General features: G+C 62.9%; 21 protein-coding genes and 10 pseudogenes. 14 read left to right on the top strand and 17 right to left on the bottom strand.

Going from position 1 to position 26,356, the window contains the following annotated elements; genetic code table 11:
* The first annotated feature begins 52 nt into the window (after positions 1-52).
* Positions 53-565 (top strand): hypothetical protein, encoded by a 513-nt coding sequence (locus ACVWWN_RS01270; protein WP_457142249.1) that lies wholly within the window; start codon positions 53-55, stop codon positions 563-565.
* Positions 566-1,190: 625 nt separating this feature from the next.
* Here ACVWWN_RS01270 and ACVWWN_RS01265 read toward each other — a convergent pair.
* Positions 1,191-1,328, bottom strand: a complete 138-nt coding sequence (locus ACVWWN_RS01265; protein ID WP_457142248.1) for a hypothetical protein — start codon at positions 1,326-1,328, stop codon at positions 1,191-1,193.
* A gap of 1,289 nt (positions 1,329-2,617) precedes the next feature.
* On the opposite strand from ACVWWN_RS01265, the gene ACVWWN_RS01260 reads away from it, so the two are divergent.
* Positions 2,618-2,890, top strand: coding sequence for a hypothetical protein (locus ACVWWN_RS01260; protein ID WP_457142247.1), 273 nt, complete (start codon positions 2,618-2,620; stop codon positions 2,888-2,890).
* 421 nt (positions 2,891-3,311) lie between these two features.
* Here ACVWWN_RS01260 and ACVWWN_RS01255 read toward each other — a convergent pair whose 3' ends face one another.
* Positions 3,312-4,448: an SPFH domain-containing protein gene (locus ACVWWN_RS01255; protein ID WP_457142246.1), complete on the bottom strand. Its 1,137-nt coding sequence runs from the start codon at positions 4,446-4,448 to the stop codon at positions 3,312-3,314.
* A gap of 1,390 nt (positions 4,449-5,838) precedes the next feature.
* Here ACVWWN_RS01255 and ACVWWN_RS01250 point away from each other — a divergent pair.
* Positions 5,839-6,934, top strand: a pseudogene (locus ACVWWN_RS01250) (acyl-CoA dehydrogenase family protein).
* A 99-nt stretch (positions 6,935-7,033) separates the two neighbouring features.
* On the opposite strand, the gene ACVWWN_RS01245 reads toward ACVWWN_RS01250, so the two are convergent.
* Positions 7,034-7,534, bottom strand: a complete 501-nt coding sequence (locus tag ACVWWN_RS01245; protein WP_457142397.1) for a helix-turn-helix domain-containing protein — start codon at positions 7,532-7,534, stop codon at positions 7,034-7,036.
* Positions 7,535-7,626: 92 nt separating this feature from the next.
* Here ACVWWN_RS01245 and ACVWWN_RS01240 point away from each other — a divergent pair.
* Positions 7,627-7,858, top strand: a pseudogene (locus ACVWWN_RS01240) (transposase); the annotation flags it as partial.
* A 7-nt stretch (positions 7,859-7,865) separates the two neighbouring features.
* On the opposite strand, the pseudogene ACVWWN_RS01235 reads toward ACVWWN_RS01240, so the two are convergent.
* The 4 genes and pseudogenes from ACVWWN_RS01235 to ACVWWN_RS01220 form a co-directional block, all read right to left on the bottom strand.
* Positions 7,866-8,527 (bottom strand): annotated as a pseudogene (locus ACVWWN_RS01235) (IS3 family transposase); the annotation flags it as partial.
* A 110-nt stretch (positions 8,528-8,637) separates the two neighbouring features.
* On the bottom strand, positions 8,638-10,101 hold the full coding sequence (ltrA, locus tag ACVWWN_RS01230) for a group II intron reverse transcriptase/maturase (RefSeq protein WP_457142245.1): 1,464 nt from the start codon (positions 10,099-10,101) through the stop codon (positions 8,638-8,640).
* Between the two features lie 656 nt (positions 10,102-10,757).
* Positions 10,758-10,994 (bottom strand): annotated as a pseudogene (locus ACVWWN_RS01225) (transposase); the annotation flags it as partial.
* Between the two features lie 170 nt (positions 10,995-11,164).
* Positions 11,165-11,578, bottom strand: coding sequence for a VOC family protein (locus ACVWWN_RS01220; protein ID WP_457142244.1), 414 nt, complete (start codon positions 11,576-11,578; stop codon positions 11,165-11,167).
* A 1,050-nt stretch (positions 11,579-12,628) separates the two neighbouring features.
* Here ACVWWN_RS01220 and ACVWWN_RS01215 point away from each other — a divergent pair.
* The gene (locus tag ACVWWN_RS01215) at positions 12,629-12,916 is read left to right on the top strand and encodes a hypothetical protein (RefSeq protein WP_457142243.1); all 288 of its coding nucleotides are present in this window, start codon (positions 12,629-12,631) and stop codon (positions 12,914-12,916) included.
* A gap of 80 nt (positions 12,917-12,996) precedes the next feature.
* Here ACVWWN_RS01215 and ACVWWN_RS01210 read toward each other — a convergent pair whose 3' ends face one another.
* A complete protein-coding gene (locus tag ACVWWN_RS01210) occupies positions 12,997-13,641 on the bottom strand; it encodes a TetR/AcrR family transcriptional regulator (protein WP_457142242.1) in 645 nt (214 codons plus the stop codon).
* Between the two features lie 172 nt (positions 13,642-13,813).
* On the opposite strand from ACVWWN_RS01210, the gene ACVWWN_RS01205 reads away from it, so the two are divergent.
* Positions 13,814-14,035: a hypothetical protein gene (locus ACVWWN_RS01205; RefSeq protein ID WP_457142241.1), complete on the top strand. Its 222-nt coding sequence runs from the start codon at positions 13,814-13,816 to the stop codon at positions 14,033-14,035.
* 308 nt (positions 14,036-14,343) lie between these two features.
* Here the strand turns inward: ACVWWN_RS01205 and ACVWWN_RS01200 are convergent, their stop codons facing one another.
* The 3 genes from ACVWWN_RS01200 to ACVWWN_RS01190 all read right to left on the bottom strand — a co-directional run bounded on the left by ACVWWN_RS01200 (position 14,344) and on the right by ACVWWN_RS01190 (position 15,525).
* On the bottom strand, positions 14,344-14,727 hold the full coding sequence (locus tag ACVWWN_RS01200; RefSeq protein ID WP_457142240.1) for a type II toxin-antitoxin system death-on-curing family toxin: 384 nt from the start codon (positions 14,725-14,727) through the stop codon (positions 14,344-14,346).
* Positions 14,724-14,930, bottom strand: coding sequence for a CopG family transcriptional regulator (locus ACVWWN_RS01195; RefSeq protein WP_457142239.1), 207 nt, complete (start codon positions 14,928-14,930; stop codon positions 14,724-14,726). The genes ACVWWN_RS01200 and ACVWWN_RS01195 overlap by 4 nt, the downstream gene beginning before the upstream one ends.
* A gap of 127 nt (positions 14,931-15,057) precedes the next feature.
* The gene (locus tag ACVWWN_RS01190) at positions 15,058-15,525 is read right to left on the bottom strand and encodes a hypothetical protein (protein ID WP_457142238.1); all 468 of its coding nucleotides are present in this window, start codon (positions 15,523-15,525) and stop codon (positions 15,058-15,060) included.
* 776 nt (positions 15,526-16,301) lie between these two features.
* Between ACVWWN_RS01190 and ACVWWN_RS01185 the strand changes: the two genes are divergently transcribed.
* From ACVWWN_RS01185 to ACVWWN_RS01165, 5 genes and pseudogenes are all read left to right on the top strand, one after another.
* A complete protein-coding gene (locus ACVWWN_RS01185) occupies positions 16,302-16,496 on the top strand; it encodes a hypothetical protein (RefSeq protein ID WP_457142411.1) in 195 nt (64 codons plus the stop codon).
* Positions 16,448-16,597, top strand: a pseudogene (locus tag ACVWWN_RS01180) (IS256 family transposase); the annotation flags it as partial. The gene ACVWWN_RS01185 and the pseudogene ACVWWN_RS01180, both read left to right, overlap by 49 nt.
* A 569-nt stretch (positions 16,598-17,166) precedes the next feature.
* On the top strand, positions 17,167-17,559 hold the full coding sequence (locus ACVWWN_RS01175; RefSeq protein WP_457142237.1) for a nuclear transport factor 2 family protein: 393 nt from the start codon (positions 17,167-17,169) through the stop codon (positions 17,557-17,559).
* A 152-nt stretch (positions 17,560-17,711) separates the two neighbouring features.
* Positions 17,712-18,530, top strand: coding sequence for an isocitrate lyase/PEP mutase family protein (locus ACVWWN_RS01170; protein WP_457142236.1), 819 nt, complete (start codon positions 17,712-17,714; stop codon positions 18,528-18,530).
* A 604-nt stretch (positions 18,531-19,134) separates the two neighbouring features.
* Positions 19,135-19,431: pseudogene (locus ACVWWN_RS01165) on the top strand (DUF2510 domain-containing protein); the annotation flags it as partial.
* A gap of 437 nt (positions 19,432-19,868) precedes the next feature.
* Here the strand turns inward: ACVWWN_RS01165 and ACVWWN_RS01160 are convergent.
* From ACVWWN_RS01160 to ACVWWN_RS01145, 4 genes and pseudogenes are all read right to left on the bottom strand, one after another.
* Positions 19,869-20,135 carry a transposase gene (locus ACVWWN_RS01160; protein ID WP_457142235.1) on the bottom strand — a complete coding sequence of 89 codons (267 nt, stop codon included), beginning with the start codon at positions 20,133-20,135 and terminating at the stop codon, positions 19,869-19,871.
* A 25-nt stretch (positions 20,136-20,160) separates the two neighbouring features.
* Positions 20,161-21,536: pseudogene (locus ACVWWN_RS01155) on the bottom strand (IS30 family transposase).
* Between the two features lie 52 nt (positions 21,537-21,588).
* A complete protein-coding gene (locus ACVWWN_RS01150) occupies positions 21,589-22,197 on the bottom strand; it encodes an IS3 family transposase (RefSeq protein WP_457142234.1) in 609 nt (202 codons plus the stop codon).
* Positions 22,198-22,211: 14 nt separating this feature from the next.
* Positions 22,212-22,517 (bottom strand): transposase, encoded by a 306-nt coding sequence (locus ACVWWN_RS01145; protein WP_457142206.1) that lies wholly within the window; start codon positions 22,515-22,517, stop codon positions 22,212-22,214.
* Between the two features lie 614 nt (positions 22,518-23,131).
* On the opposite strand from ACVWWN_RS01145, the pseudogene ACVWWN_RS01140 reads away from it, so the two are divergent.
* A pseudogene (locus ACVWWN_RS01140) lies at positions 23,132-24,104 on the top strand (IS481 family transposase).
* Between the two features lie 305 nt (positions 24,105-24,409).
* On the opposite strand, the gene ACVWWN_RS01135 reads toward ACVWWN_RS01140, so the two are convergent.
* Entirely contained in the window at positions 24,410-24,742 is a 333-nt protein-coding gene (locus ACVWWN_RS01135; RefSeq protein ID WP_457142233.1) for a hypothetical protein, read from the bottom strand.
* Between the two features lie 16 nt (positions 24,743-24,758).
* On the bottom strand, positions 24,759-24,932 hold the full coding sequence (locus ACVWWN_RS01130; RefSeq protein WP_457142232.1) for a hypothetical protein: 174 nt from the start codon (positions 24,930-24,932) through the stop codon (positions 24,759-24,761).
* Between the two features lie 228 nt (positions 24,933-25,160).
* On the opposite strand from ACVWWN_RS01130, the pseudogene ACVWWN_RS01125 reads away from it, so the two are divergent.
* Together ACVWWN_RS01125 and ACVWWN_RS01120 are read left to right on the top strand one after the other, a co-directional pair.
* Positions 25,161-25,969: pseudogene (locus ACVWWN_RS01125) on the top strand (IS30 family transposase); the annotation flags it as partial.
* Positions 25,942-26,268: pseudogene (locus ACVWWN_RS01120) on the top strand (integrase core domain-containing protein); the annotation flags it as partial. The pseudogenes ACVWWN_RS01125 and ACVWWN_RS01120, both read left to right, overlap by 28 nt.
* Positions 26,269-26,356 lie beyond the last annotated feature (88 nt).

Here is a 26,356-nt window from a genome sequence, read left to right as displayed (position 1 = left end):
ACTCATTTCGGCGCGTACGTAGCTGCGGCGGTAGCCACAGCGGATCGCCGGTGTGCTCGCCGTCGGCGGCGTGCCGGGAGGTACCTTCGAAGCGTTGCTTCATCCCTTCCCGGGCTTTCTGCGCCCGCGGGCCGGGCGGGTGGGATCACACCTGATGCGTTACCTCGGGCCGGTGCTCAACCGACTGGGCGACGCATTGCCTGGTTCGCCGGAGGGTGGATTCGACCCACGGGGCGTAGGAACGTTGGGCCTCGACGTCATTCACGGCCAAACCCTCGTTAAGGTACTGCGACGATTCGCCGACCACGATTCGCCCTGGTATTCCCGCCTTGCCCGTGCGGTCGGCGACCACCCGCCCATTGACCTGAGCGGGATCGACATTCCCGTCACTTATCTGGCCAGTACGTGGGACGCGATCACCTCGGCGAAGCTAATGCGGGCCGCCAGCGAGAAGACGCCACACGGTCGGTTTGTCGAACTTGCCGCCACGCACTTTGTGCCGTTGCAGTTTCAGGGCCGTGTCTCAGCCGAGCTCGCCGACCTCGTTGATCGCTGTACGTTCTAGCGAGCGCAGGAAGGCGGAGACGACCGGGCCCACTTCGGCCGCCCGATCCAACAAGCACAGGTGCCCGCTCCCGTGGACGCCGTGAATCTGGGCTCGAGGCATTCTGCACGCCAGGATGCTCGCATTCGGGGCGGCACCAACGCGTCAGCGGTGCCGGTGATCACTAGTGTCTGCTGAGTTCGCCGCGGCAAGCAACCCAAACTGGACCATAGTGATGCGGTGTCACAAGTGGATAGGTGGAGTACGGGATATCGCAGCCGTCGGTGGGCCCGCTACACACCGCGCCGCGAGGGTCACGATGGGGGAGTCGGTATCGGCCCGCTGGGGCTGGTCATGACGGGTCCTTGTCGGGTTTGGCGGCGGCTTCTGCTCACTGCCACAGGTCGACGAGTTCGTCTCGTACGGGGGCGATTCGGTGGTCAGCCCACCGCGTTCGTCACCTTGCTCGCCAGCTGCTGCATCCGGATTCCCTGTTCCCAGAAGCCGCGCCGGTAGGCCTCGTCGTGGACCTCGCGCGGGCGTAGGTGTCAGCCGCGGCGGGGGTGATGTTTGGGTGCAGGCACTACTTCAGTCGATCTTTTATTGCACTGAGGTATGCCTGTGACGTGTCGCGAATAAAGCCGGCTTACATTGACACAAGTTTTTCGATCCAGTCGGAACCGAGAACTTTGGCCGTGTCCTCCTCGAGCTTGAGCATCCCGTCCAACACCTTCTCGAACACTTCAAGCCAGATGAGGCCATTCTTTTCGCTCAACTCGAGCACGCGCTCACTCGTCTGTTAAATCGCTCCGCGGCCGCCTCGACATCCTGGGTGAAGTTCGGCGGCTCAGGGGTGGCGCTCGGCGTGGCTGGTGCCTTGGCCGTGGCTTTCGTGGCTGGTGCATTGGCCATTTGCGTCTCCTTGGCTAGTTTCCGTTTTCGGTACCACTCTCGAAGGGAGAGCGGCGGCGTCGCGATTGCATGAGTCGTCAAATCTGCGTGTGCCAAGTGCTCGAGCGGAGTCTCGCATGCCACCAGGAGGGGGGGTAGGGCTGAGGGGGAAGTTTCATTCAGCAAGAAGCCCGCGGCTCCGGCGTACTCGCGCGCGGCCAACATGGACTTCGACGCTGAGGATGCAGGTCGGCTTCGCGGCAGCAGTCCTGACTCTCGTTGTGAGTCTGGCGATCGTTGCGTGATGTTCCGGCTCGACCGAATCCGGCAGCAACAAATCCAACGTCAACGGTGGGTGGCTGGCCATCGTGGCGGTATGTTGGCGGGATTAATTTTCTCTGGGACAACAAGATTCGCGGCCGACCTGCTCATTGTCGACGACCCGGTCAAGGGTGCTGCCGAGGCCGACTCGGCTGCGCACCGTCGCTGCTGTCGCCGTTACATCCGGGGCGGAGCTGCGTCATCCTCATGACAAGGTGGAAGAGCACGATCCGGCCGGGGAACTGCTGGCCGAGCCCGGCAGCCGCTGGCAGCATTTCAACGTGCCCGCCGTAAGCGGGTCCGTGTGCCCGATGCGCTGCATCGACTGCCAGCTAGGGCGATGGTCAGCGCCCTTGGCCGCATAGCCGAACAGTTCGCTGAGATCAAACCAGCCGTCGGCAGCAGCGCCTGGGCGGCCCTCTGCCTCGGTGTCCCCTCCGAGCCGAAAGGCGGCCTGATCAAGAGGGACTGGTTGGACCAGTGGCGATTACCGGTAGCACCGGCGATATGCATCCGCTGGCCCGCGGTGGGCAAGTACGTCGAACGCGAGCGTTGCGGCAGCTAGCGCGTCGGGCTGATGCTTCCAGCTCTGCCACGTCGCCGCTTGCTGCTCTAAATCGGAAAAATGGTATGCGATTCGGCACGTTCCGACATACCAGGGCCTGGCGCAGACCGGCTGACCGTGCCTCGGCATCGCCGCGACCGCTGTCCTTCGGTGGCCAGGCGGTGACTCGGATCGGGCGCTCTGGCCGCACACGACGGACGGCGCTTGGCCACGGAGACATACGTCGTCCTGGCTGCGAACGATTCGCTGCTGATCTCGGAAGCGCCCACGCTGATCGCCAGCTCGACTGCGGCGGCGTGCCACATCTCCGCCGTCAGCGGCTCGCTGACATCCGCGATGAGAGCCACGACGTTATCGCGGGTGAGCGGGGCGGCAATCAGCCCGCACGCATCGCCGGAACCGGAGTCGGACGGGTCCACCCCGATCACCGTCTTAACGGCCTGGTCGAAACGAGCGCCATCCTTAACGGGCGACGCGATCTGTTCCGGCCGACCGTGTTTCAAAGCTTGTGGTTACAGATCGAGGATGCGATCAGCGACGGTCAGATCAGGTCGATCGATGAGGTCTAACGGGAGCTGGCCAAGCGCGACGACGATGCGAAACGGTGGGCGAATAGTCAAACCGATGCCTGTTCTGTCAGTTATAGGAGCAGACACAGGACGGGGTGAAGCAAATCCTAAGGCTGTATCCAAACCTTCTGCAGCAGGCGACAAACGCGGTGGCGACCCCTTCGTGCGTTCTTTAAGGATCTGTTCGGCCAGGGCGCCCAACTTGACGTTCGTTTCCTGGGAACGCCACCTGATCATGTCGAATGCCGCGTCTGCTGCAACGTCGGCAAGTAGCTTTCAACATCGGGCTGTCCACACCCGCCGGAATGGCGCAGTCCCGAAGGGCTCCGCACATGGTGCCGCCGATATCGGCACCAAAGCCGGCGGTGGCCACCGGACCGCATCCGCGCGTCGGTAACTACTGCGCAACCTATCCGAGCGGTCAGGGCTGGTCGTTGTGCGGAGGGTTGAGTTCGATCTGTTCGGACCCATCGCTGGACGTGTGTTGACCGAGTCCGCCGCGCAGAGAATCGAAGATTGCCAGGCCCTGTCCCACCAGGCCGGTGGCTATCTCGCTGAGCCCGTCGGCGCCGTTGAGGACTGTCAGGTTTGCCCCTGACAGACCCTGAGCGGCCTGCTTGACGATTTCAGGTAACTGGTCGATCAGCATCCGGTCCAAGGCCACCCGGTTATGCGAGGCCGCCGCTTCGGCTTGGATCTTCATCTTCTCAGCGTCGGCGAGCGCCAGAATCCGCACGCGTTCTGCCTCCGCCTCGGCCGGCTTGACTACCTCCGAGACCAGCTCTTGCTGCCGCAGTTCTGCGGCGCGCTGCGCCAACTCGGTGCGCATCGCGAGCACTTCGCGCTGGGCTTGCGCCTCGGCCAGCGGTCCCGCCTGGGCAGCTTCGGCCTGCGCTTTGTCGACTTCGGCCTTGTACTGCGCCCGCACGATCGCGGTCTGCCGAGCGTACTCGGCCTGGTTGCGTTGAGATTCCTGCTCGGCCTCGGCCGCGGCCTGATTGGCCTTTGCCTGAGCAATCTGCGCCTGCTGCTGAATGGCCGCGTTGTGTGGTGCGGACATCGCTAGGATGTAGCCCAGCGAGCCGTCGTCGATGGACTGAATCTGCAGGGCGTCGATGGTCAATCCGATCTTGATCATCTCCTGCTTGGAACCGTCGAGGACCTCCGTGGCCAGCTTCTGCCGTTCTTTGATGATTTGCTCGACGGTCATCGACCCGATGATGGAGCGCAGGTGACCGGCGAAGATCCGCCCCGTGAGGACGGCCATCTGGTTTTGGTCCGATAAGAACCGTTGCGCGGCACTGACAATGCTTTCGTTGTCGTTGCCGACCTTGAAGGCAATCACCGCGCGAACGTTCAAAGTGATCCCCTGCTGGGTGACGCACTTTTCCGCCACCTCGGCCTCACACATTGCCAATGTGAGGAACCGAACTTTGCGGAAGAACGGCATGATGTAAGCGCCGTGACCAGTCACCACACGAAAGGGGGCGTTGCTTGCAACTCGCCCGCCGGAAATTAGCATCGCCTGGTCCGGTGCGGGCACTCTGTAGCCGAACATGTTGGGCTCCTTGCAGATTCGCGTCGTTGGTCAGGAAATTTGCCGTGTGAAATTCACAAGGTCCATGGCTCCACCAGGAGCGTGCGCGCCTCTCGGATATCAATCACCAAGACCTCGGTACCTCTCGGCAGGGGCTGGTCCGACCAAGCAAGATAGGCCTCCTTCGACCCGCGCACATTCAGGAGGACCTCTCCGGGGCCCGCGACGCCGCGGGTCGCCACGATCAAAGACCCGACGCAGCCGACCAACGAGACCTCACCCACCCCTCGATACTCCTCCAAAACGCCGTACTCGTGCATCCCGTCACTGCACTCGACAAAAAGGCCTGACTAACCCCTGCGCGGGTCGGCCTTTGACGGGTCGGCTGCCCTAGCCGCAACGCAAGAACATTGCCAAGTACGCCGGCTTGAGCCGCCGGGTCTGTCTGTCCAGGGCGCCCGTCGCGGAGACATACTGCTTTACAAAGGCTGCGCCCTATGACGTCAGGCCCTGTCTGTGCGCCCGTGTCCCGTAATGTCCGACCGACTAGTCGACGAAGCCGCTTAAGGGCAGGTGTTGTGCCAGTCACCCACCCGGTGTCGTTCGTCTGAGCTGCTCGCCGTTTGACCACTCTTGTGGCCAAACCGGCGGCGGTCACACCGCATCGCGCTGAGGATTGGCGGACCGCAAGGTGACGACCACGCCCGTCCTGGGTTCGACCTGCGCGTCGACTCAGACAGCGTTGCTGTGAAGTTGTTGTGAACGGATCTGCGAATGAAACGCGGCGGAACGACTCAACGGCCTGAGATCTCGTTGATGCACTTCGAGTCTTGAGGCCGGGTTATCTAATGAGCTCTCGTACCGATGTATTGACAAGCTGTCAAGGCCAGCAGCGGAGGCGGAGACCGGAGAAGATCCGCAGCTGCACGCCCTGAAACTAGGCGGAGGCATTCGCCCGGCACGCGCGGAGCTTCGCAGGAAGGTACTTCAGCGGAGGAAGCCGCTCGAGTGCTCGAAATGGCCCATGGTCTGACCGAAGCCGCCGGTATCGCGGTGCTCGGAGCCTCCTGAATTTGTTAGGTGCCGGGTGTCCTTCTCAGCAACGGGTACCCCCAACCGGGGCTCGAACCTGGGGCCTAGGGATTCTCAGTGGGATGGAGGAAGCGGCGAAATTGACCGCTGGGTGAAATCACCTAGCCAGCCGTATCGCAATACGTCGTAATCGTAGTTGGCCTGGATTCTTCAAGACCGGACGAAGGTTTGAGTGTAGATCCCGGGCTGCGTGTCGGAGCAACAACCAGAGGTGTTCGAAGCCGAAACATGAATGATCGACTCCGGCGAACCACGGAGAAGCCCGCGGACATAGCCGCAAATGGCAATCCCCGCCAGCCCTGACTGAAAGCGACAGATTATGACAACGAATGTGACTGATCGACATGGCGCCGCGTTAGCAGCAGCGCACAAGTCGGTCGGTGCTCGCGCCGCTGCGCTCGACAGCGGGCGTACCGATGTCCGTCCTGATCTGGCTGGATTGGGACGAGGAGGATTGTTCGACGCGGCTCTGGAACAGGACGGTTTACCGAGTTTGGTCCGTGTGATCGACACAGTTGCCGCTCAGAGCCTCGCTGTCGGGTTCTCCGCGTGGGCGCACATGATGACCCTGTTATATCTGAGGCGGGCGCCGGCTGGTGTGCGCGAGCCGCATATTGACGCGCTGCGGTCTGGGTCTCGACTTGGGGTAACCGCCATGGCTCCAGGGCTTAAACAGTTGGCGGGCCTAGGAGACATGCCGCTGATCGCCGACACCTCTGGCGATGTCATTCGTATCACTGGACTTATCCCGTGGGCGTCAAACCTGTTTGCCGATGCGCTGATCGTGCTACCGGCCCGAAGCGTCACCGGTGACACGTATGTCGCCGTAATAGATGTTCGTGCGCCGGGCGTGACGATCAATCCGGCTCCGGCACTGATGGCACTGGGGGCCACAGCATCGACCTCCGCGCGCCTGCAGGCCGTGGAGGTGCCTTGCAGCGCGATCCTCAGCACAGACTTGCGCGATTTCGTCAAGCAGATCCGACCCACACTTCTGCTGTTGCAGACCGCGTTCTGTCTGGGTGTCGGCCGCGCTGCACTCGATGGAGCCCGCGGCATTATCGGTCCGCTGAGCGCTCAGTTCACCGACGACGTTGCGGCCCTCTCCGATCAGATAACTGACCTTGGGAAACTGCTCTACACGCTCAGTGTGGCACCGTCGCAACGCCCCATCGGGGATCTGATTCGGTTGCGTCTCGATACCGCAACAACCGCGGTTTCAGCCACCCGGCGCGAGTTCACGTTGACCGGGGGCACCGGCTACACCATGAGCAGTGCGACGAACCAGGCGATTGCGAGAGGCCGCGTTCCTGCCAATCCAGTCACCATCGGAAGGGCAGTTGCGCCGTGAGTTACAGCAGTATGACCAACAGAGCCGCCCTGTGCCGTCGACACTCCTGCGCTCCGATGTGTGACTACTACGTCAATGTTCAGTCGGACAACCAGCGAAATACCTCGCAATCCGGCGTAGAGACAGCTTGCTTGATCTGTAGTCGACTGTCTGACAGCAGATTTCACACCCATTGGAGGATCGACAAGCCGGAACTTCGAGTTAGACAGCAGCTATGGACCGGCACAACGGCCGGAGGAGCCGTGGGACGCATTGACTCGACTGAACCGATGCCGGCGGACGTGTCCTGTCGTCGTGTCGACGCTGGCGATCCCGAATTGTTCTGCAAGAACCCATACCAGGCTCGTCGTCGCCGACGAGGAATGCGGCAGCCTTTGATCGGCCTGCGTCGCGGACGTCGTCCCTGAGAACATGGGCGTAAGTTTGGAGGAAGAATCCAACGTTCTTCACGTAGCCGGATGATTGCATCCTCAGTCTCGCTAGAGATCCGCTGCGGAGACGAGTACGGACGCCGAGAGCGTTCTACCAGCCCGGCAGGACCTTCAGCTTCAAACCGACGCCGGTACTTATACAGCGTCTGACGAGAGATCCCCAGCTCGCGGCATAGCGTCGTTACCTTCACCGGCACGTCACTGGAGAACACTGCCAACAGCTTCGCTTCCATCGACACCACTTTCTGCCCCATGCTCCACAGCATCGAGCGCCAGCTCAGTGTCAGCGATGTCCCGCAACAAAACTGTCAGCCATCACAAGAGAGACAACAACAGTCCGTGGCCACAGGGAACGAACGAAAATACCAATGGGACTGCTGCGGCAATACTTTCCGAAGGGAACGGACCTCGCTCGCTACGATCGCAGAGACGTTCAGGCCGTTGCCGATGCACTCAACAACCGGCCCCGCAAGACACTCGGCTGGAGGACACCGGCGGAAGTGCTTGCCGACCAACTACACTCGAGTTCACGACACCGTGTTGCGACGACCAGTTGAATCCGCCCTGAGATCCCCGATCTGTGTGGTGGACAACATCTGTCAAATCGAGAACACCGTCTTGTTGGCGGGTCCAGATGGCCTGTTCGATCGCATCGAGCACCATCGAGGTGGCCATCGTTGATGCCACCCGCCAACCCAGGATCCGGCGTGCGCAAGCATCGACCACGAACGCCACGTAGGCGAAACCCGACCAGGCAGAGGCATAGGTCAGGTCGGCGACCCACACCCGATTCGGTGCCGGTGGGCGAACTGGCGTTGGACAAGATCAGCCGGACGCGCTGCCGCCGGATCCGCAAACGTGGTGCCTCTGGACTTGCCGCGGGTGGCGCCGGCCAGACCCAGTTCGACCATCAGCCGCTCCACGGTGCAGCGGGCCACCGTAATTTCCTCGCGGTTGAGCGCCAACCACACTTTGCGGGCTCCGTAGACCCCATAGTTGGCGGCGAGGACCCGCGCGATCTGCGGCTTGAGGTCCTCATCCCGCACTTGGCGGCGGCTGGGCTCCCGATTGAGCTGATCGTAGTAGGTCGATGGGGCGATCGACACACCCAGCTCGGTCAGCTGTGTGCAGATCGACTCGACACCCCGCCGCAGACCATCACGGCCGTCGCGGTGACCCTGATGATCGGCGATGAACCGGGTGATCACTGCTGTGGCCGGCCGGTGAAAGTCGGCCCGGGACGCGGTGACAGTTGTTGTGACTGTGCCGTTTTCCCGGGCCGCTTCCCGAACCCGGCGTGCACCTTTCAATGCACCGGGCTCTCCACAAGATCCGGTCAGGCTGCTGTGGTGTCCTCATCGGTGTCGGGCCAGGGCGAGGGGATAACCGCACCGCGGTAGCGGTAGCGGGTCGTGGTGATCTTCTCCAGATCGATCAGCACACGGTCCTCGGTGGCTGGCCACCAGCCGCCGCCGCAGTAGCGGCGGCGCAGCTGCTTCCAGGTCGACTTTCGGTGTTTACGACGCAACCACCGCCATACCGTCTGCCACGTGTAGTGGCTCAGGTAGGAGAAGGTCGCCGAGGACACCCCGGCCCGGAAATAGCCCGCCCAGCCCTGCAACGTCGAGTTCACTCGACGGAGTAGGTCATCGAGCGGCTGGTGGGATTCGACTGTTCGGCGCAGCGTCTTGAGCTTCCGTTTGACCGCCACCACGGCCTTGGTAGACGGATGGACATAGACGTAGCTGTTGCTGGTGCCCCGTTTACGGCGGCGTTGGATGTGCCACCCGAGGAAGTCCAGCCCCTCGTCGATATGGGTGATCAGGGTTTTCTCCGGTGACAGAGCAAGCCCCATCGTCGCCAGTACGGCGGCGACGCCCTCTTTGAGTGCTTCGGCGTGGGCTCTGGTGCCCCGCACCATCAGACACCAGTCGTCGGCATAGCCGACGAGCCGAAAGTTCGGCTGCCCGTGACGAAGTCGCTTCGCACGCTCATTGGGTCCGGTGGCCGGGCCACCGGGTAGAGCGGCGATGTGCTCATCGAGCACCGACAACGCCACGTTGGCCAACAACGGCGAGAGGATCCCACCCTGCGGAGTTCCCGCGGTGCTGTCCGCCAGCAGGCCATCCTCGGTGAGGATGCCCGCCTTGAGGAACGCCTTCACCAGACCCAGGACACGGTTGTCACCGACGCGTCGACGCACCCGACCCATCAGGGCGCTGTGGTCGATCTCGTCGAAACAGGCCTTGATGTCTCCCTCGACGACCCACTCGTAACAACGAGGTCGGGTCGCGAGGTAGCGCACCTCGGCTACCGCGTCATGAGCTCGACGCTTCGGACGGAAACCGTAGGAACACGGCAGAAAGTCCGCCTCGAAGATCGGCTCCAGCACCAACTTCAACGACGCCTGGACCACCCGATCGGCCACGGTCGGGATCCCCAACCGGCGCAACGCGCCACCGGTTTTGGGGATCATCCGCTCGCGCACCGGCAACGGGCAGAAACTGCGGTCCTTGATGGCAGACCGAAGCTCCTCGAGGAACACCTCGACCCCATCAGTAGCCGCGATGGACGACGCAGTGCGCCGATCCACCCCAGCGGTGGCGGCACCCTTGTTTCCGCTGACCCGATCCCAGGCCACCAGCAAGAAGCCAGGATCGGCAACGAAATTGAACACATCATCGAACCGGCGATGAGGATCATCGCGAGCCCAACGGTGCAGCTTGGTCTGGATCTTCAGTACCCGTTGCCGCGCCAGCATCAGCGCCAACTCGAGTTCGTCGGTATTCACCGGCGACATCTATACCCTCCTGATCTTCCAGTTCTCGCACTGCTTGTCTTGCTGGCCCCCTTCGCCCTGCGACCGCCTTTCTCGGTCTCCGCGGCGGGCACGTCACCGCCCGCGACTACTACGAGGCCTCCGCCCCACCCGTGACGGGTCCTCGACTCCGAACCCGAGTCTTCTCACCTCGCCCCGGCGGGATGCCAGGTCGAGATGAACGGTCCCGCAGGATGGTTCCCACGTTCACCAGATCATCGATTGGCCAGGGAGGCGCCCAGCTCTACTCCGGCAGCATCGCCACGGCTACGCCGCAGGCCTTCACCATGGCCTCCCCACCGCTGGAACTAAACGGCTTCGGAGTCGACACCCACACACTGGGGTGTCGTGCGCTGCAAACCGGCCCATATCCACCAGGTTGGAGCCGGCTTCGCGGTTACGGAGCGTCCAGCACTGGTTCGCTTACGCTGCACCTTCTGACCTCGCTCGACGATCCCGCACCGTCTGGCAGTACCGGCACGACTCGCCTTCTCGGGGCCGCTTGCCACCGATCACCGTCGTTCCCGACAATCGGCTGCCCCGATGCTTCATCAGGCCGCTGCGACGGCCCAACAGAGACGGTCTCTCACCACCTCTCGATACACCTGGCGCCTCGTGGCGCACAGCTCGGCCGCGAAGAAAGCCGACGCCGTCTGCAAAATCGCATTGGCCCTCCGCAATTCAGGGTTCTCTCGCCTCAAGCGTTCCAACTCGGCGGACTCTTCGGTCGTGGTTCCGACACGGGCACCGCCATCAACCTGGACCTGGCGCACCCACTTGCGCACCGTCTCCGCGCAGCCGACCCTCAGCAGCCGCGCCACGTTCTTCTCGACCCTCGAACACGAGGTCTTGTCCCGGCAGCACTTCACCACCAAAGCCCACGCACGCCAGGTGTGGTGGCCTGGTGCCATGACTTCTACAACAACCGACACCGACACAGCACCGCCGCATTGATGTCGCCCATCTAATACGACAGACTCGCTGCAGACCAACCGGCCGCAGCATAAAGGAAGCCTTCGCAACCCGAGGGAAGCTCATTTCTTTTTTACGAATGCATCGTGGGCGCGTAAGAGATGCCGATGATCGCGCCCTCGATGGACTGCAGTCGAGCGACGGTTTGTCCCCACGGCTCGGTATGTGCGTCGTGCAGCAGCGTGAAGCCCTTCTCCTTCAACTCGTCCGCTGCGACCTGGACGGCGTCGGCGTCCGCGACCTCGAACTCGACGCTGGCCTGCGGCACCGGCCGCTCAACTGGCCAGTCGGGCGTGCCGAAGCACGCTTGCGCAGCCTGAGTCAGGGGCCAGACGCCGAAGGACTTGCAACCGTCGATGTCTTCACCGTGCAGGTAGCCGTCGGCTTCCCCGGTCAGTGGCAGACCAAGCGCGTCCACGTACAACCTTCGGCTGACCGCCGGCTCAGGGGTGATCACTGCAACGCTCGTGACGAATTGCACATCCATGGCGTCACCTTCCAACGCTAATTCAACTGATCCACCGATCGTCGCATCCTCCCCCGACACCGTAGCTACGAACTCCGAAGCGGTCTCGCAAACCGAACCGCCACCGCGCGCGCTCACGGTCCATTGAGCGCTGACATCGGTTTGCGCAGTTCGCCCCCGACACGCGGATTCCCGTAGGACCCGCCCGCGAAATGCCCGATGAGCAAAGGGCCAATCGCTACACGGGCTTCAGACCCGGAGAGGCTGCCGAGTACGGTGAGCGCTTCGCGCAGGGCGCTGGCTGAGGCATCGAACGGGCCGTCGAGCGGCTAGACGAGGACCGCAATCCGGGCAGCCACGGCGCCGGTTGCCGACCACCCAGGCATGTGCGAGCACCTTATTGACGACGCCTGGTGGGGTGGCCACGGATTTGCACACGAAACACGGTGGAATCGATGCGAACAAGCGGACGCGGCGTGACAGCTTGGAACGGCTGAACGTCGACGACCCGCAGCCATACGCGGACGGCTTTGTCGAGCGCCACACATCAAGCTCTACGACGCCGAAGGCACTGAACTGACTACGGCCTGGGGCGCGAGAGCTCGCCGCGCTCTGTTGCGTGCGGCCGATGTTTACGACGGGGTTTCGGTGACGCGCGGTCGGCGATTAGCGGCTGCTGCGCTTGGTCGACGGCCGGCGCTTGCTGGTAGCGCTAGGCGGCGACGCGCGTCGCGCCGGCGCCGCTGGTTCCCCAAGGTCTCCGCCGGCGACACCCGTTCAGCTGCCTTTCGCACCATCGCCAGGACGCTTTGGTTGAACTGCTCGGCGAGCACCTTATGCCATCGACCCACCGCGAGCTGGAAAGACACTGGGAAGAAGGATTGTGCGTCTTGCCAATCCAGGCCGGTTCTTGACAGCTCCGGACAGTTGGACTGTGTCGTCTATGTACGGCATTGGCCCAACCCCCAACAATGCATTCCGCGTGCTGCGATCTGCGCGTTGACGTGGGATTTTTTGGACGATATAGTTCAGGTTTCCATACAGATAGGACGCATCATGAGATCAGGCCGAATGACTCGTCGCCTCGTCGCGACCGCAGGCATGGGCGCGATCATTGCCATGGGCGTGCTCTCCGCCTGCGCTAAGGAGCAGAAGGCGCCGGAACCCACCACGCCCACCACACCGGCGACTACATCGCCGGCCGCTTCTCCGCCGCCGCCGCCGGCCACGCCTGCTCCGCCGCCGCCGGCGCCAACGGAGAAGTCGATCAACCCGACCGGCGGCAACCTGTTCTCGCCCTCGGTGAAGGCGCCCGGACCGCCGACGCCGGCTCCCGGCAACGAACCCGGCAACAAGTAGAACGCGTCAGGGCCTGTTCGCACGTGCCCTGGCGACATCTAACGCCAGACTGGTCGATCAGGTTCAGATCGCGGCCGCCGTCACCGCACTGCTGTGCCGGCGGTCGCGTAGGACGCCACGTGGCCGATCGCCATGTTGAGCGCGGACTGCATGAGCCGCGGGTCGCGCCCCGTCTGGGAGAGTAAGTAGCCGCCTTCCACTGCCGCAAGTAGGCCCGTCGCAAGGGATTTCACGTCGACGTCGGCGACGAGCGCGCCGTTGTCGCGCATCCGCTCGAGCGCCGCGCCGAGCAGGCCTCGCCATTGGGTGAAATGCTCGGAGAGCGACGCCCTGGCTTTGTCGTCCGTATCGGACAATTCGGCGGCCAGAGAACCGAGTTCGCATCCCCACAGCCCGCGCCGCAGCGCGCACCGCTGCACCATCGCGTCGCGCCAGTGGTAGAGGCCGCGGAAGGAATCCACCTTCTCGAGCCGCAGCCGCTGCCACGACAGGATCTCGTCGGCGCGCATGGTGATGACTTCGTACACCAACTCCGATTTGTCGTCGAAGTGTTGGTAGAACTGGGATTTACTTGTCGCGCTAGCCGCCAGCACGTCGTCGATCGTCGTCGCTGCGACGCCTTGCACATGCATCAGCTCGGCGGCGGCAAGGACGATGCGGTTGCGGGTAGCTGCGCCGCGGGATGTCAACTTGGGCCGCGTTGCGCGGTCTGTCTGCGGCGGCACGTCCTAACTGTAACTCCGCCGCTGCCCGGGGGGTCGCCGCGCCGCGAACGTCGGCGTTGGATTGGAACATTCGTCGGCTACCGCTTGCGAGAGCGAGCGCCGGCGGTCGCCCGGATGGCCAGGCATCGTCAGGAGCGACACGATCGCGGCCGCCACGACGGAGTGGGCGGTGATGGTGGTGCCCCATGTGGAGCAGTTGCGGGAGGGGTCATGGTCGGGGCCTCCGGTGCAGGGCACGGCGCAACGCGTCGCGGCGTTGCTGATGGGCATCCGATACGACGGCCCGTCGATGGAGACCACGATCCCGCTGGGTGGCTCGCGATACTCGGCTCCGCCAACCCGTGCACGACTTCGCCGCGGCTGCGGTCGCACAATATGGCTGCATCTGACATAAGATAGCTGATCGGCGCGCGATTGTGGGTGTGCAGCAGCATAATTTGCATACGCGGCTACATACGTCTCGCCCCGGGACATTGCGACGAGCCGTTGATCCACCACCGGCCGCTGACTGTGTACACCAATTCAGCCACTGCGCCTATGCTATCCGCCCAAACGCGCTCGCCGCGTTGTGATTTCGCGAAATTTGGCGAGGAGTCGCACGGCGGCATTTCGGCACGGTGACGAAATAGATCCGGCTAACCCCCGGCCTTGCACGCCTAGCGTGCGGTCGTGCGGGACCACGGCGTGCTCCGATCCGACGACTCAGGATTCTTGATGGCTCCACGCGCGTAGTTGTGCGGCGATCGTGTCGAGATCAGGCTCAGAGCCGGTGGCAACCCGGATCACGAAGTCGAAGCGATCATCCTCTGGTGCACTAATCCATTGACCGTTGATGGCCAGGAAGGTCCGGCAGGCTGTCCAGGCAAGTCGTTTGTTTCCATCCGCCAGTGCATGGTTGCGCGCCAGGGAGTGCAACAGCGCGGCAGCTTTGAGGTGCAAATCCGGGTAGGCATCCTGGCCGAACATTGAAGCCCGCGGCCGTGCCAGGGCCGACTCGAGTAGGCCGTAGTCCCTGACTACGACGTCCCCTGCGACGGCCTGGCGGCTGATTTCGAGTAGGTCGTCAAGGTCCAGGTATGCGGTCATGCATCCTTGAGGCGCTCCAAAACCCCGGCCTCCTCACGCACCACGCGCTGCAACGCATCGGCAACCCTTGTCTTGTGCGTCCGCCGCGCGATGTACTCGTCGATGGCCGACAGCGCGACAGCCTGCATCGATCTCCCCTCCGCGGCGGCCTGCCGGCGCAGAGCTTCTGTCTGCTCGTCGCTGGTGCGTAGAGTCATTCCCATAGCTCATGGTATCACTCTGATACCACGAAATGGTAGTGGGAAGTACTTACTGCGGAATCGCCTGATGGTTTCCTAGCGGCACAAACACAAGACAACGACCTCTCGCGAGGAGCAGACGCGCTGGCCTCTAGCGATTTTCACCGGCCCCGCATAACGCACCGATGTTCGAAACAACGTCGTCGGTTGATGGGTCAATCCAGACTGCGTCGCAGACTCTGAGATCAGCAGTAAGCAATCGGGGCCCGTCGGAAGGCCACTGCACAAACTCGTAGCCAGCCAGTTCCTCTTGAACCACTTCGGCAACCCAGACCATCGCCTGCGCAGTCGTTGTCTCGAGTGCGTGGCCGCGACCAATTGAAAATTTATACAAGTCCGTGTCATCAGCCACCGTCACCATTCCGATGGACACCCAGCCCTCAGACATCACAGTGAGCTCCCAGTCGACCCCGCTGAGGCTGACTTCTCTGCCATGCCGCCGGCATCGAAGGTCCAGCGCAACTGCTGCTAGCGCTGCGACCCATTCGTCTGGGGCTCCACTCGGCGCCTGTCCGATCAGCGGAATCCGCCAGTTGCGATCGGCCTCGGAAAACGTCATATCTTCACTGTGTCAGAGCGGTCGCCGTCGGGACTGCGTGGATCGGCGGAACCAGCCCCGGTCCCCTACCCTGTGCCCGCGCTGGAGCCGGTCACCGAGGGCGATCGCGCTGCCGTTCTCTCCGCCCAAGTGCTCATCGCCACGTGCCTGGCGTTCATTTCGCGACGGCATTGGCCCGTCGAACACGGCGGGGCGAACGGTGGCCGGGGTGCTGGCCGAATCGGCTCGCACCGGGCGGACTCAGCAACGGGGACTCCACTCCCACCGAGACAGCAATCGATCTCGTACCACGCTCTCCAATACTCGGGCCCCGCTCAGCGGGCGCATGGGGTCAACGGTGAATCGCTGACGCCACAGAACATGCATCACCGCCGCGCGCGATAGCTGCTGGATACTGCTCCTCGTGCGAAATCGCGTCTCTAACAGTCATTCCAACCAACTCAGGGCGTGACATTCGCTCGATCAGGGGACTCGCCTCATCTATGACTGTGAAATCGTTGAGATCACTGAGCTGTTGCCGAGTGCGGCGGGCACGGTAGTTATCGTGCGCAACAGCAGGACGCAGCGGGTCGCACAAATAGCGCTCAAAAACTGTTCGGCGGAGAGCGTGTCCGGATACTGTCTGCCAATCCCGGCCCGCCGGCCGATGATCCGATCGAACTGCCCACGCGGTTGTGCTGTCGAATTTGACAGCGCCCGAACGGAAACCGTGTGGGAACGAGGAATGGCCTGCACGAGCGGTGTGGCTCGAACATGGAGTGCCACGGTCGGTTCTTGTGGACCACGAAGCGATCGAGCGTCCCGCCGGCAAAGGCAGGGCAGGACCGGCGATCGCGCCGAAGACGATCGTGGTCGACCACGGCAAGATCTACATCTCCGAACACCTCACCAGTACGCGCACAGACCCCATCGACGGGGAGGCGATCACCCGGTCATCCGACGCTGCCAGCTGCACAAGATTCGGAACGTGAACGATCAGCTGCCGCAACGATTTCGCAGCACTGTAGGGCGCAGGATGACCGACGCCTATCATGCCGACGCGGCGCTGCCATCAAGGGCTGGTCCTCGCGGCCGCCGCCCAAGGAGTTCGCGTGGCTGCGCTCGCGCTCAGACCGCTGTGATCCCGGATCTACTGACGAGACCACTGCTACATTTTAACCAAAAAAAGGACACTAAAGTCCAGATGCACCGACCGGAAAACTGTTGGAGGATGGCGAGTAATCGTGTGCACTTGCAGGCCAGGCCATCGAACACCCGCTCTGTCGTCGCTGTGATCGAAGCAGGTCGCGAACTCGGGACAGTCAGAACCAAGCGCACACGCTTGCCGTACGATACCGCGACATCCTAAGGTGGACGTAATGGTCCTTTGTCCGCATGGTCGACGGATCGACCGAACTCATCTGGCCGATCACAGGCAGCAACTCCACGGGGCCGGAGCACGCAGGAGCCATCAGCCGCGGAGCCGACTGCAGTGGGCCGGCGTCGAGGCGCGAACGAGATTGCGACGTTGTCGCTAAGACGGCGCGACGGATCTGACACTAACCGGAGGAACAACCGAGCACATAAGCGCCGCCTCCACGGCGCCGAAACGACAACCCACCTGCAGCGAACACCGAACCGCACGGAGAAGGAAAACAAGAAATGAACGACACCAAGCAGTCCGCCGAAGACCTGGCGATCCTGACGCAACTCAACCTTGACTACATCCACTCCGACCAGAACAGCGATGTCAAGCGCTTCAGCGAGCTCCTTGCCGAAGATTTCCTCATCCAGTTTGAGGGCGTCACCCGCAACCGTGCCGAGTACCTGGACTACATCGCGAAACCGCGCCCTTTCCCGTTCAAGGACCTTGTGGTACACGACGTCAACATTCGCATCTTCGGTGATGTTGCGCTGATCCACGGCCGCAGCACGTTGACCACGCTGGCCGATGGAGTGGCCAGGGAAGGTTTGTACACGGACACCTACCAGAAGCGTGATGGCGCCTGGGTGTGTGTAGCGGCCTGTGCACTCGACGCACTCCCGGTCGCCTGACCCATCGCCGCGAGGCTGCTGGTCGCGAGGCAATCCGGCCTCGGTTACGCATTGGCGTGACCGAGGAGGTCCCTCGGTCACCCAGCAGGCCGCTGCAGATATCCCGCCGCTTCGGAAAGAATTTCGCACATCTTAGAAGGGACAGCTGCGCCATGTCTGACATTGCAGCCCAGGCACGTTACGAACAGTTCGTCGAACTCCACCGTGGCCCCGATACGTTCATCATGCCCAACGTATGGGACGGCCCGTCGGCCCTGCTGTTCAAGGAAGCCGGATTCAAGTCCATCGCGACCTCATCAGGGGTTCTCGCCGCGACACTGGGCCGGATCGACGGCATCCACGCCATCAGCCGTGACGAGCACCTCGACCATGCCGCGCTACTGACGTCCGTGAGTGGATTGCCGATCAACGGCGACTTTGAGGACGGCTACGGCGAGACTCCCGAAGATGTCGCGGCCACTGTCGACGCGGCCGTTGCCCGGGGTCTAGCTGGCATCGGAGTCGAGGACACCACTGGTAACCCCTCCAACCCGATTCGTGATTTCGATGACGCGGTGCGCCGCATCGAGGCCGCTGCCGCAGCTGCGCGCGGACAAATCGTCCTGACCGGCCGTACGGACAACTTCGTGTGGGGCATTTCCGACCTCGATGACACCATCCGCCGCCTTTCCGCCTACGCAGAGGCAGGAGCTGACGTCCTTTACGCGCCGTACCTGCCGGACATGGCCTCCATTAGCGCCGTCGTCCGGGCTGTCGCCCCGAAACCGGTCAACGTCGTCAGTCCGCAGGATATGGCTACCCTCGCGGAACTGCAGACGATAGGTGTCCGCCGGGTCAGCCTCGGGGCCGACCCCTACACGCAAGCCCTCGGAGCTACACAGGAGGCTGCTGCGAAGCTTGTAAAGGGAGACCTGACGGCGCTCGCAACAACTCTCAACTTCGGCCACATCATCGACCTGATCAAGGGCTGACACGGCCGCTCTCACCGCCTGCGGCTACTACATCACGAAAAAGGCCAAGGACGGACCTGAGGTTTACTACCGCTATTGGGGCGACCAAACCATGTTCAGCAACGGCGAGACCGAAGCCAAGATCCACGTCGACAAAGACGCAGGGTGTCGGCGCGGGTTTAGCGTTTGGCGGCGGTCTTGCGGCGCGGCTGGGTGGCGCTCGCACGGCGTGAAGACGTCGCCGTCTTGCGTGGTTTGGCGGCTTTCGTGGGCCGGGGTGCCCGGTTCCCACTGCGCGAACCCGCCGGTCATATCGGAGACGTCGGCCACGTCGTTGGCGCGCGGCAGCGACGCCGCTGTGCCGGAGCGCCTGCCCGGCCGGGGTGTGCACCACGATGGGGCGATGGGGCGAACTCAGGCCTGAGAAGCTGGTGCACAGTATCATTGGGTCAAATTTGGCGTCCATCAAAGCTGCCGATAAACGATGTTTGTATCGGGCACCACGATCGAACAGGTTGCTGACGCAAGCGGTGAGATCAAGGCCTTCCTTGCCGAGGTGGAGTCCGAGGGGAGGCAGCGGAACTAATGGCTCTAGAAGAGGCGGACCGGGCCGCCGCCGAAGGTGATGCGGAGGCGAAGCGACGCCAGTCAATTGCGGACTCGATCGACTGGGACTGACGCCCAGGCGAGCGGAGCAGCTGACCCCCCGGGTGCGTTCGCACCCGGGGCGTCCGTCATATTCGGGGCAGCGGAAGACCATTCATGCGGAGCCAACGGTCCCAGTCAGATACAGCGCCAGCGGCCACGTCCTGTGCGTCGTACTCGATGCCGCCAGGCCGGATGGTATCCAGACGTCCACGCCCCCGGCACCCTCCGTTACTGGGGCGGTGCACAGTGGACAAGCCACACCGTCCCGGCGGCGTATGGTCAACCGCCATCGACTGGTCCCGCGAAACCCGCACATGGTGGGGACCCTAACGCCACGAAGGTGTCTTTCTTCGGCGCGAAAAAGCGTGCAGAGCAGCTCCAGCAAAAGAACTCCGACGGGCTACAGCAAGTTGAGCGACTAGGGCTTGGGTGGCGTGGTGGGTCTGGGTTGCTCAGCCCACCACGCCCCGGTCTACAGCGGCCAGCGGGCGTTGAGCTGGTGGACGATCTTCAGATACTCGTACTGGTCACCGCCAGGCAGGACGCGCATCTCCAGGACGTCGAGGTCCACCAAGCGCTGGACTGGCTGGCTCTCGGCCAGTTCCGCGGGCGCTTTCGTGGGTAAGGATCAGCTTGGCGGTCTCCACGTCGTCTGGTACCGAACCCGGCCGGTTGGTGATCTGAGGTTCCCCCCGAAAAGTGGACAGGGGTTTATGCGGCTTGGGTGGCCGCGTCCAGTGATTGTTCATAGGCGATGGGGCTGAGCATTCCGATCACCGAATGACGCCTATGAGTGTTATAGAAGTGCATCCACTTGTCGACTGCTGCAACGATTTCAGCCTTAGAGGCGAAGGTGTGACGGTAGTAGTACTCGTGTTTGAACGTCGACCACAGCGATTCGGCACCGCTGTTGTCCCAGCAGATTCCAGTGGCACCCATCGAGCGACGCATCCCGGCATCTGCGCAGGCCTTGGCCATTGCCCGCGCAGTGTATTGGGCGGATTCAATCGGTCGTTGCAACACCGGCTTGTTCGAGTAATAGTAGGTGGTCGTTGAGAGCTTCGGCGGGGGTCTTCCATCCGAGGATTTTACGGGGTCGGGTGTTGAGTGCGTGAGCGACTGCTTCGAGGTCCTCGACGTTCCATCGTGTCAGGTCTGTTCCTTTCGGAAAGTACTGCCATAGAAGCCCATTCGTGTTCTTGTTGGTACCGCGCTGCCACGGTGAATGCGGATCGGCGAAGAAGACCGGAATCCCGGTCTCGACCTTGAATGCGGCGTGGGCAGATAGTTCTTTGCCACGGTCCCAGGTCACCGAGCGCTTCAGCTGCTGCGGCAGAGTGCGCATCGTGGCCGAGAGGGCATTCTTCATCGTGATCGCCCCGTATCCTGCCAGCGCAGGGCCGTTCTTGACGCTGTGCCCGTGCCGGTAGCCCGCTCTCGAGGCAGGTGAACCAGCATCGTGAAACGGGTCGTGCGTTCGACCAGCGTGCCGATCGCCGAGCGTTCCAGCCCGGTCAGTAAGTCGCCTTCCCAATGCCCTGGAACGGCACGGTCTTCGGCTTCTGCTGGCCGCTCACTGATGAGTGCCTCGGGTGTGACATGCGCCCACGCCTTGCGCCGCGCTCTGGCCCGAGGTGCCCGTAAAGCGCGACCGGTGCGAAGACACAAGATGAGTTCGCGTTTGAGCGCACCACGGCCCTGGATATAGAGCGCCTGGTAGATCGCTTCATGGCTGATCCTCATAGACTCATCATCGGGGAAGTCGATCTTTAGACGTGCTGCGATCTGCTCAGGGCTCCATGCCCTCACCCATTGCCGGTCACCTCGATGGGGCTTGTTGCGGCCAGTCCATGGTCCTGCCGCAGGCCCTGCCACTGCTGTGCCGTCGCGACGGCTTATCTGGCCGGATAGGCGTTGCTGAACATATTCGCGCAGTTGGGGATTGACGACAAGCTTGGCCGTCTTAGGGCGCTGAGCAACGAGTTCGGCTTTCCATTGAGCAACCGAGGCACGGTAGACCAATTTGCCGCTACGGGTGGCGGCGTTGCGGCGAAGCTCCCGCGAGATCGTCGACGGCGCCCGTCCCAACTCGCGGGCGATCTGTCTCATGCCGGCGCCTTGCGCCCGCCGCAACGCGATCTCCTCGCGCTCGGCGAACGACAAGTACCGACCCGACCACGGTTTCAAGGAAAATGGTGGCATCCCGCCACCGTGACGGAACCACCGTGTTCCGACCGCCTGCGACACGCCAACGGTGTGCGCGCATTCCTCGAGAAGCAACCCCTTGGCGATCTCAGTCCAGAACTTTCGCTGAAACTCCCGCCGATGCGACGGCGCCCCCGGCGACCTCATCGGCGAGCGCCCCGTCAACCCCTTCATCCATTCCGCTGGCCTGCCCATCAACACCTCCATCATCGAGGTGTTGCAACGACTACTTGAATCCGCCTTGGGCTCCGCGGTCGGAATGCATAATCGTGCCACCGACATGGCCGCCGCGTACTGCGACCGCCTGGGCCAGCGCGTCGGTGACTAGCTCGGTGAGCATGTGATCGGCCACCGACCAGCCCAGCACCCGTTTGGAGTGCTCGTCGCGGATCGCGCACAAATACATGTCGCCCTCACCGCACGTCAGGAACGTGATGTCCGAGCTCCACACGGCGTCGGGGCGGCCCTGATCGAAGCAACGCTCGACCAGATCGGGCGGAAACGACGCAGTCGGATCAACCACAGTGGTGCGCACCTTGAACGTGCGCGGGCTGATCCCGGCCAGCCCGATCTCGGCCATGATCTTGGCGACTGTCCTTTCTGAGACCTGCTCGCCGCCGGCACGAAGGTCGGCGGTGATCCGCGGTGAGCCGTAGGTCCCGCCGGAGTCGCGGTGATGGTCGATGATGTTCACGGTCAGGTCGGCTTTCCGCTGCTCTCGATCAGTCAATTGTGTGGTTACCGAACGCTTCGCACGCTTGTAGTAACCGGAGGTGGACACCCCCAGCAGTCGTGCCATTCGGGTGATCGCGGTGGTCGCGCACTCTGCGGCCATCAGCTCGAACCGGTCTACTTCGGTTGGCTGGCGGCAAAGTACGCCGAGGCTTTTTTCAGGAACGCGATGTCCTTCTCCTGCTCGGCGACCTGCTTGCGCAGCCGCGCCAGCTCGGCGCGCTCCGCCGGCGTCAACGGCACGTCCTGACGAGTTGCGGCAGCCTCCACACGGCGGCGCTCCTCAGCAACCCACCGTCCCAGCAGACCCTCGTTCACGACCAGCTCGCGAGCGACCTCAGCGATCGTGCGCCCGGAATCGATCACCCGATGAGCGGCCTCGACCTTGTACTCGGTCGTGAACGACCGGCGGGTTCGGGACATGGTGACATCCTTCCAGCGAGACCATTCATCCCGCTATCTCGATGTCCACCATTCGGGGGGAGCCTCAAACGAACGAATCCAATCATCATCATTCATGCCCCTAAGTCTTCCTCGCACGGGCGCGAACAGGGGTCGAAACCCCGGAATCCGCTGTGCACCAAGGTAATACAACTCTGTCGATTCGGTTAAAAGAGTAACTGTTATATCCATCAGACATCCGGATGTTAGGCCGGGGGCGTATCGAAAATGTCTATTGGGACAACCATTAGCCCCAAGGTGTGCCCTCGAAACTCGTTCGATCCCGCCAGCGGGCGAGCGCATGTCTCCGGAGACCACCCGCGTTCATTCGCTCGCATCGCTATCGGCCGGAGGCAGTACCTTGTATACGAAACAGACAAGTCCGTCGTGGCCGTAATGGCGGTGATACTGACTTGGGCTGTTCAAGTGGATCTGTACCTCACACCTTTCACCGCTAATCCCGGCTGTCCAGCGCAGGCGTACCGGGGTGCCACTAGGTGTTGTGACCTGAGAGGTTGTTGACGGCGTGCCTGCTTGAAAGTGGGGGACCTCCTGACGGAGTGGATGTGTCTGGCATTCACCCGTAGGAGGTCCCTGTGTCTCACGCTAACGCCCGTACCAATGTGTTCGCTCGCCGGCTGATCGTTGAGCGTGTCGCCGCCGGTTGGCCGGCCGCGCACGTGGCTGAGCAACTGGGGATTTCGCGAGCAACGGTGTACAAGTGGCTGCACCGGTACGCCCAGGGCGGCGATGCCGCGCTGGCCGACCGTTCGTCGCGGCCGATCCGGATGCCCAACCGCACCAGCCATCGGGTTGAGCAGAAGGTACTCACCGCCCGGCGACGCCGTCAGCGCGGCGCGGTGGTGCTCGCCGCCGAACTCGATCTCAATCCGTCGACGGTGGGACGGATCCTGGCCCGCCACCAAGTGCCACCTCTGAGTGCGATCGACCCGATCACCGGCGAGGCGGTGCGCTCATCGCGGCGCAGCCCCCACCGCTACGAACACCGAACGCCGGGGGGCAATGGTCCATGTCGACGTCAAGAAGCTCGGCCGCATCCCCTCCGGCGGGGGATGGCGGCTGCACGGCCGCGCCGCCGCGGTCTCAGTTGCCAACCGGCACAAGAAGATCAAGATCGGCTATGACTACGTCCACACCGCCATCGATGACTACACCCGGCTGGCCTACAGCGAAGTTCTGCCCGACGAGAAGGACCCGACCTGCGCTGGCTTTCTGCACCGCGCCATGGCCTGGTTCGCCGCCCACGGCGTGCGGGTGTGTCGGCTACTGACCGACAACGCGTTGGTCTACCGGCGCGGCACCGACTGGGGCTGGGTATGTTCGGCCTGGCAGCTCAAACGCCGATTCACCAGACCCGGCTGCCCCTGGACCAACGGCAAGGCCGAGCGCTTCAACCGGACCCTGCTCAACGAGTGGGCCTACCACCGCCCCTGGACCAGCAACAGCCTGCGTAAACGCGGTCTTGACCAATTCCTTCACCGCTACAACACTCGACGAGGCCACTCCGCCCTAGGCGGACGACCACCCATCAGCCGGCTCACCGCCTGACAACAACGTGTCAGGTCACGACAACTAGGCGCCACTTCGCTATGCTCGCGGGCGCCAGCAGACCGCGCCTTCCAATGAAGTTCGCGGTCTATGGGGTCGGTGCCCACGCAATCGAATTCGACGCTATCGCCGACTCGCAGGACCTGTTCGGGCCGACATACACCGTCGGTTTCTAAGAACGGGTTTACCTTTCCGGGATCAGGTGCAATGTGGTTGCCGAAGCTGTCGGTGATCAACTCGATTCTGGGGTAGTAATCGCCGCTTGGATCTAGCGTACTCATGAAGATGGTCACCTGGTTTCGTATCTAGCCAGCAATCCCGGATAGGAGGTCTTCGTCGAACATGAGGATGCCGCGGTTGTGTGCGACGCTATTGCGGAGTTGTTCGAAGCGGGCGAGCAGAGGGAGCGTCTCAATCTTCGGGCCAAGGGCAGGCTCCAGCGGTATCCAGTGTTTGGAGGCGATCGCGACAAGGTCACCGAAGTCGCTGTACGCCAGGCCCTCGGATGGAAGTATCGCAACGCCGGGGCGGACCCCTTGTTCGCTTTGAAAGCGATTTGCCCATGTTCGTCGCTGATTTGAATTGTTGATGGTTGACAGCCAGTCAGCGCCGAGTTCACGGCTATAGGCGTATCGCATGAGCTCGCAGAGCGTTCTATGCGCCGGTGAGTGGTCCTGCGCGGCTAGGAAAGTCACGTTTGAGTAGCGCGGGCAAGGCGACGTTTATGGCGGCGATGGCGACGCCCAATACCACCGTGCCACCCCACAGCGCCGGTGTGAACGGCAGCGAACGGGCGAGGATGCCCACGGTGAGCAGCGCCAGCGCCAAGCCGAGGGTGCGTTCCCATCCCGAGCCACTTGGCGATCGCGGGCGTGATCGGTGAGAAGACCGCGAAGCACAGGACGGGAAGGCTGATCAGCGCCGACGCCGCGGCTGACGAGAGGTGCAGTTCGGCGCGGACGTCGCCGAGCAAGGGACCGACGACGGTGATGCTTACGCGCATATTGGCGGCCACCAGCAGAAGTGCCTGATAGATGGCCTCGTGGCTGATCCGCCTGGGTTCAGGCGTGGAGTCCTGAACAGATCGCCCGCCGGTTGCCGCTGAAGTTCCCCGATGATGAGACCATGCGGATCAGCCACGAGGCCATCTATCAGGCACTGTATGTCGAAACACGCGGCGCGTTGAAGCGGGATCTGGTCAGCTGTCTGCGTCGCGGTCGGGCGTTGCGGGTGCCGCGACCCGGACCCGGCAGAAGGCGTGGGCGCATGTCACCCCGGAGACGTTGATCAGCCAACGCCCATCGGAGGTCGCCGACCGCGCGGTCCCCGGACATTTGGAGGGTGACCTTCTGATTGGGTTGCAGCGCAGCGCGATCGGCACACTGGTCGAGCGCAGCAGCCGGTTCACCATGCTGATCCATCTCCCGCGCGAAGTTGGCTACGGGGTGATCCCGCGGACCAAGAACGGGCCAGCGCTGGCCGGCTACGGCGCCATCACGATGGCCAACGCCTTGGAGCAGACGATCGCCACGCTGCCCGAACAGTTGCGCCGGTCGTTGACCTGGGACCGGGGCAAGGAACTATCGGCTCACGCCCAGTTCTCGATCGCCTCCGGTGTCAAGGTGTACTTCGCCGATCCCAAGAGTCCGTGGCAGCGCGGTACTAATGAGAATACCAATGGCCTGTTACGGCAATACTTTCCGAAGGGCACCGACCTGTCCCGCTGGACCGCAGACGACATCGCCGCGATCGCCCACACCCTCAACACCCGACCACGCAAAACCCTCGGCTGGCGCACCCCCGCCGAAGCCTTCACCGAACACCTACACTCACTTCACCAAGCCGGTGTTGCGACCACCGATTGAATCCGCCCAATTTCGCAGCCGAAAATTTCGTCCACGCCCTGGGCCGCAACGAGATGGTCGGGTCGATGGGCCGCGTCGGGGCGGCGGGTGACAACGCGGCCATGGAGAGCTTCTTCAGCCTGCTACAGAAGAAAGTCTTGGACCGCCGTCGCTGGGACACCCGCGAACAACTACGCATCGCGATCGTCACCTGGATCGAACGCACCTACCACCATCGCCGACGCCAAGCCGCCCTCGGGCGGTTGACCCCGATCGAATACGAAGCAAGTATGACTACACCGGCCAGTCAGGCCGCGTGACCGTAACTGTCACCTATCGATGCAGCAGACCCCACCCAGCAGCCCTCCATCGTGTCAACGGCAACCGAAAACTGACCAGTTGTCGGCA

Source organism: Mycobacterium sp. URHB0021 (genome assembly GCF_054057895.1).
The sequence above is the reverse complement of the archived record's forward strand: the minus strand, read 5'-3'. Positions and strand labels throughout refer to the sequence as shown.

What these genes read in the sequence shown, in the direction of transcription:
- ACVWWN_RS01190 (WP_457142238.1), bottom strand. Translation starts at nt 15,525, where the DNA reads ATGACGTTTTCCGAGGCCGATCGCAACTGGCGGATTCCGCTGATCGGA.
- ACVWWN_RS01255 (WP_457142246.1), bottom strand. Translation starts at nt 4,448, where the DNA reads ATGTTCGGCTACAGAGTGCCCGCACCGGACCAGGCGATGCTAATTTCC.
- ACVWWN_RS01135 (WP_457142233.1), bottom strand. Translation starts at nt 24,742, where the DNA reads ATGCGATACGCCTATAGCCGTGAACTCGGCGCTGACTGGCTGTCAACC.
- ACVWWN_RS01160 (WP_457142235.1), bottom strand. Translation starts at nt 20,135, where the DNA reads ATGGCCAAGGCCTGCGCAGATGCCGGGATGCGTCGCTCGATGGGTGCC.
- ACVWWN_RS01150 (WP_457142234.1), bottom strand. Translation starts at nt 22,197, where the DNA reads ATGGCCGCAGAGTGCGCGACCACCGCGATCACCCGAATGGCACGACTG.
- ACVWWN_RS01245 (WP_457142397.1), bottom strand. Translation starts at nt 7,534, where the DNA reads ATGGAAGCGAAGCTGTTGGCAGTGTTCTCCAGTGACGTGCCGGTGAAG.
- ACVWWN_RS01220 (WP_457142244.1), bottom strand. Translation starts at nt 11,578, where the DNA reads ATGGATGTGCAATTCGTCACGAGCGTTGCAGTGATCACCCCTGAGCCG.
- ACVWWN_RS01170 (WP_457142236.1), top strand. Translation starts at nt 17,712, where the DNA reads ATGTCTGACATTGCAGCCCAGGCACGTTACGAACAGTTCGTCGAACTC.
- ltrA (WP_457142245.1), bottom strand. Translation starts at nt 10,101, where the DNA reads ATGTCGCCGGTGAATACCGACGAACTCGAGTTGGCGCTGATGCTGGCG.
- ACVWWN_RS01175 (WP_457142237.1), top strand. Translation starts at nt 17,167, where the DNA reads ATGAACGACACCAAGCAGTCCGCCGAAGACCTGGCGATCCTGACGCAA.
- ACVWWN_RS01215 (WP_457142243.1), top strand. Translation starts at nt 12,629, where the DNA reads ATGACTCGTCGCCTCGTCGCGACCGCAGGCATGGGCGCGATCATTGCC.
- ACVWWN_RS01205 (WP_457142241.1), top strand. Translation starts at nt 13,814, where the DNA reads ATGGTGGTGCCCCATGTGGAGCAGTTGCGGGAGGGGTCATGGTCGGGG.
- ACVWWN_RS01195 (WP_457142239.1), bottom strand. Translation starts at nt 14,930, where the DNA reads ATGGGAATGACTCTACGCACCAGCGACGAGCAGACAGAAGCTCTGCGC.
- ACVWWN_RS01145 (WP_457142206.1), bottom strand. Translation starts at nt 22,517, where the DNA reads ATGTCCCGAACCCGCCGGTCGTTCACGACCGAGTACAAGGTCGAGGCC.
- ACVWWN_RS01200 (WP_457142240.1), bottom strand. Translation starts at nt 14,727, where the DNA reads ATGACCGCATACCTGGACCTTGACGACCTACTCGAAATCAGCCGCCAG.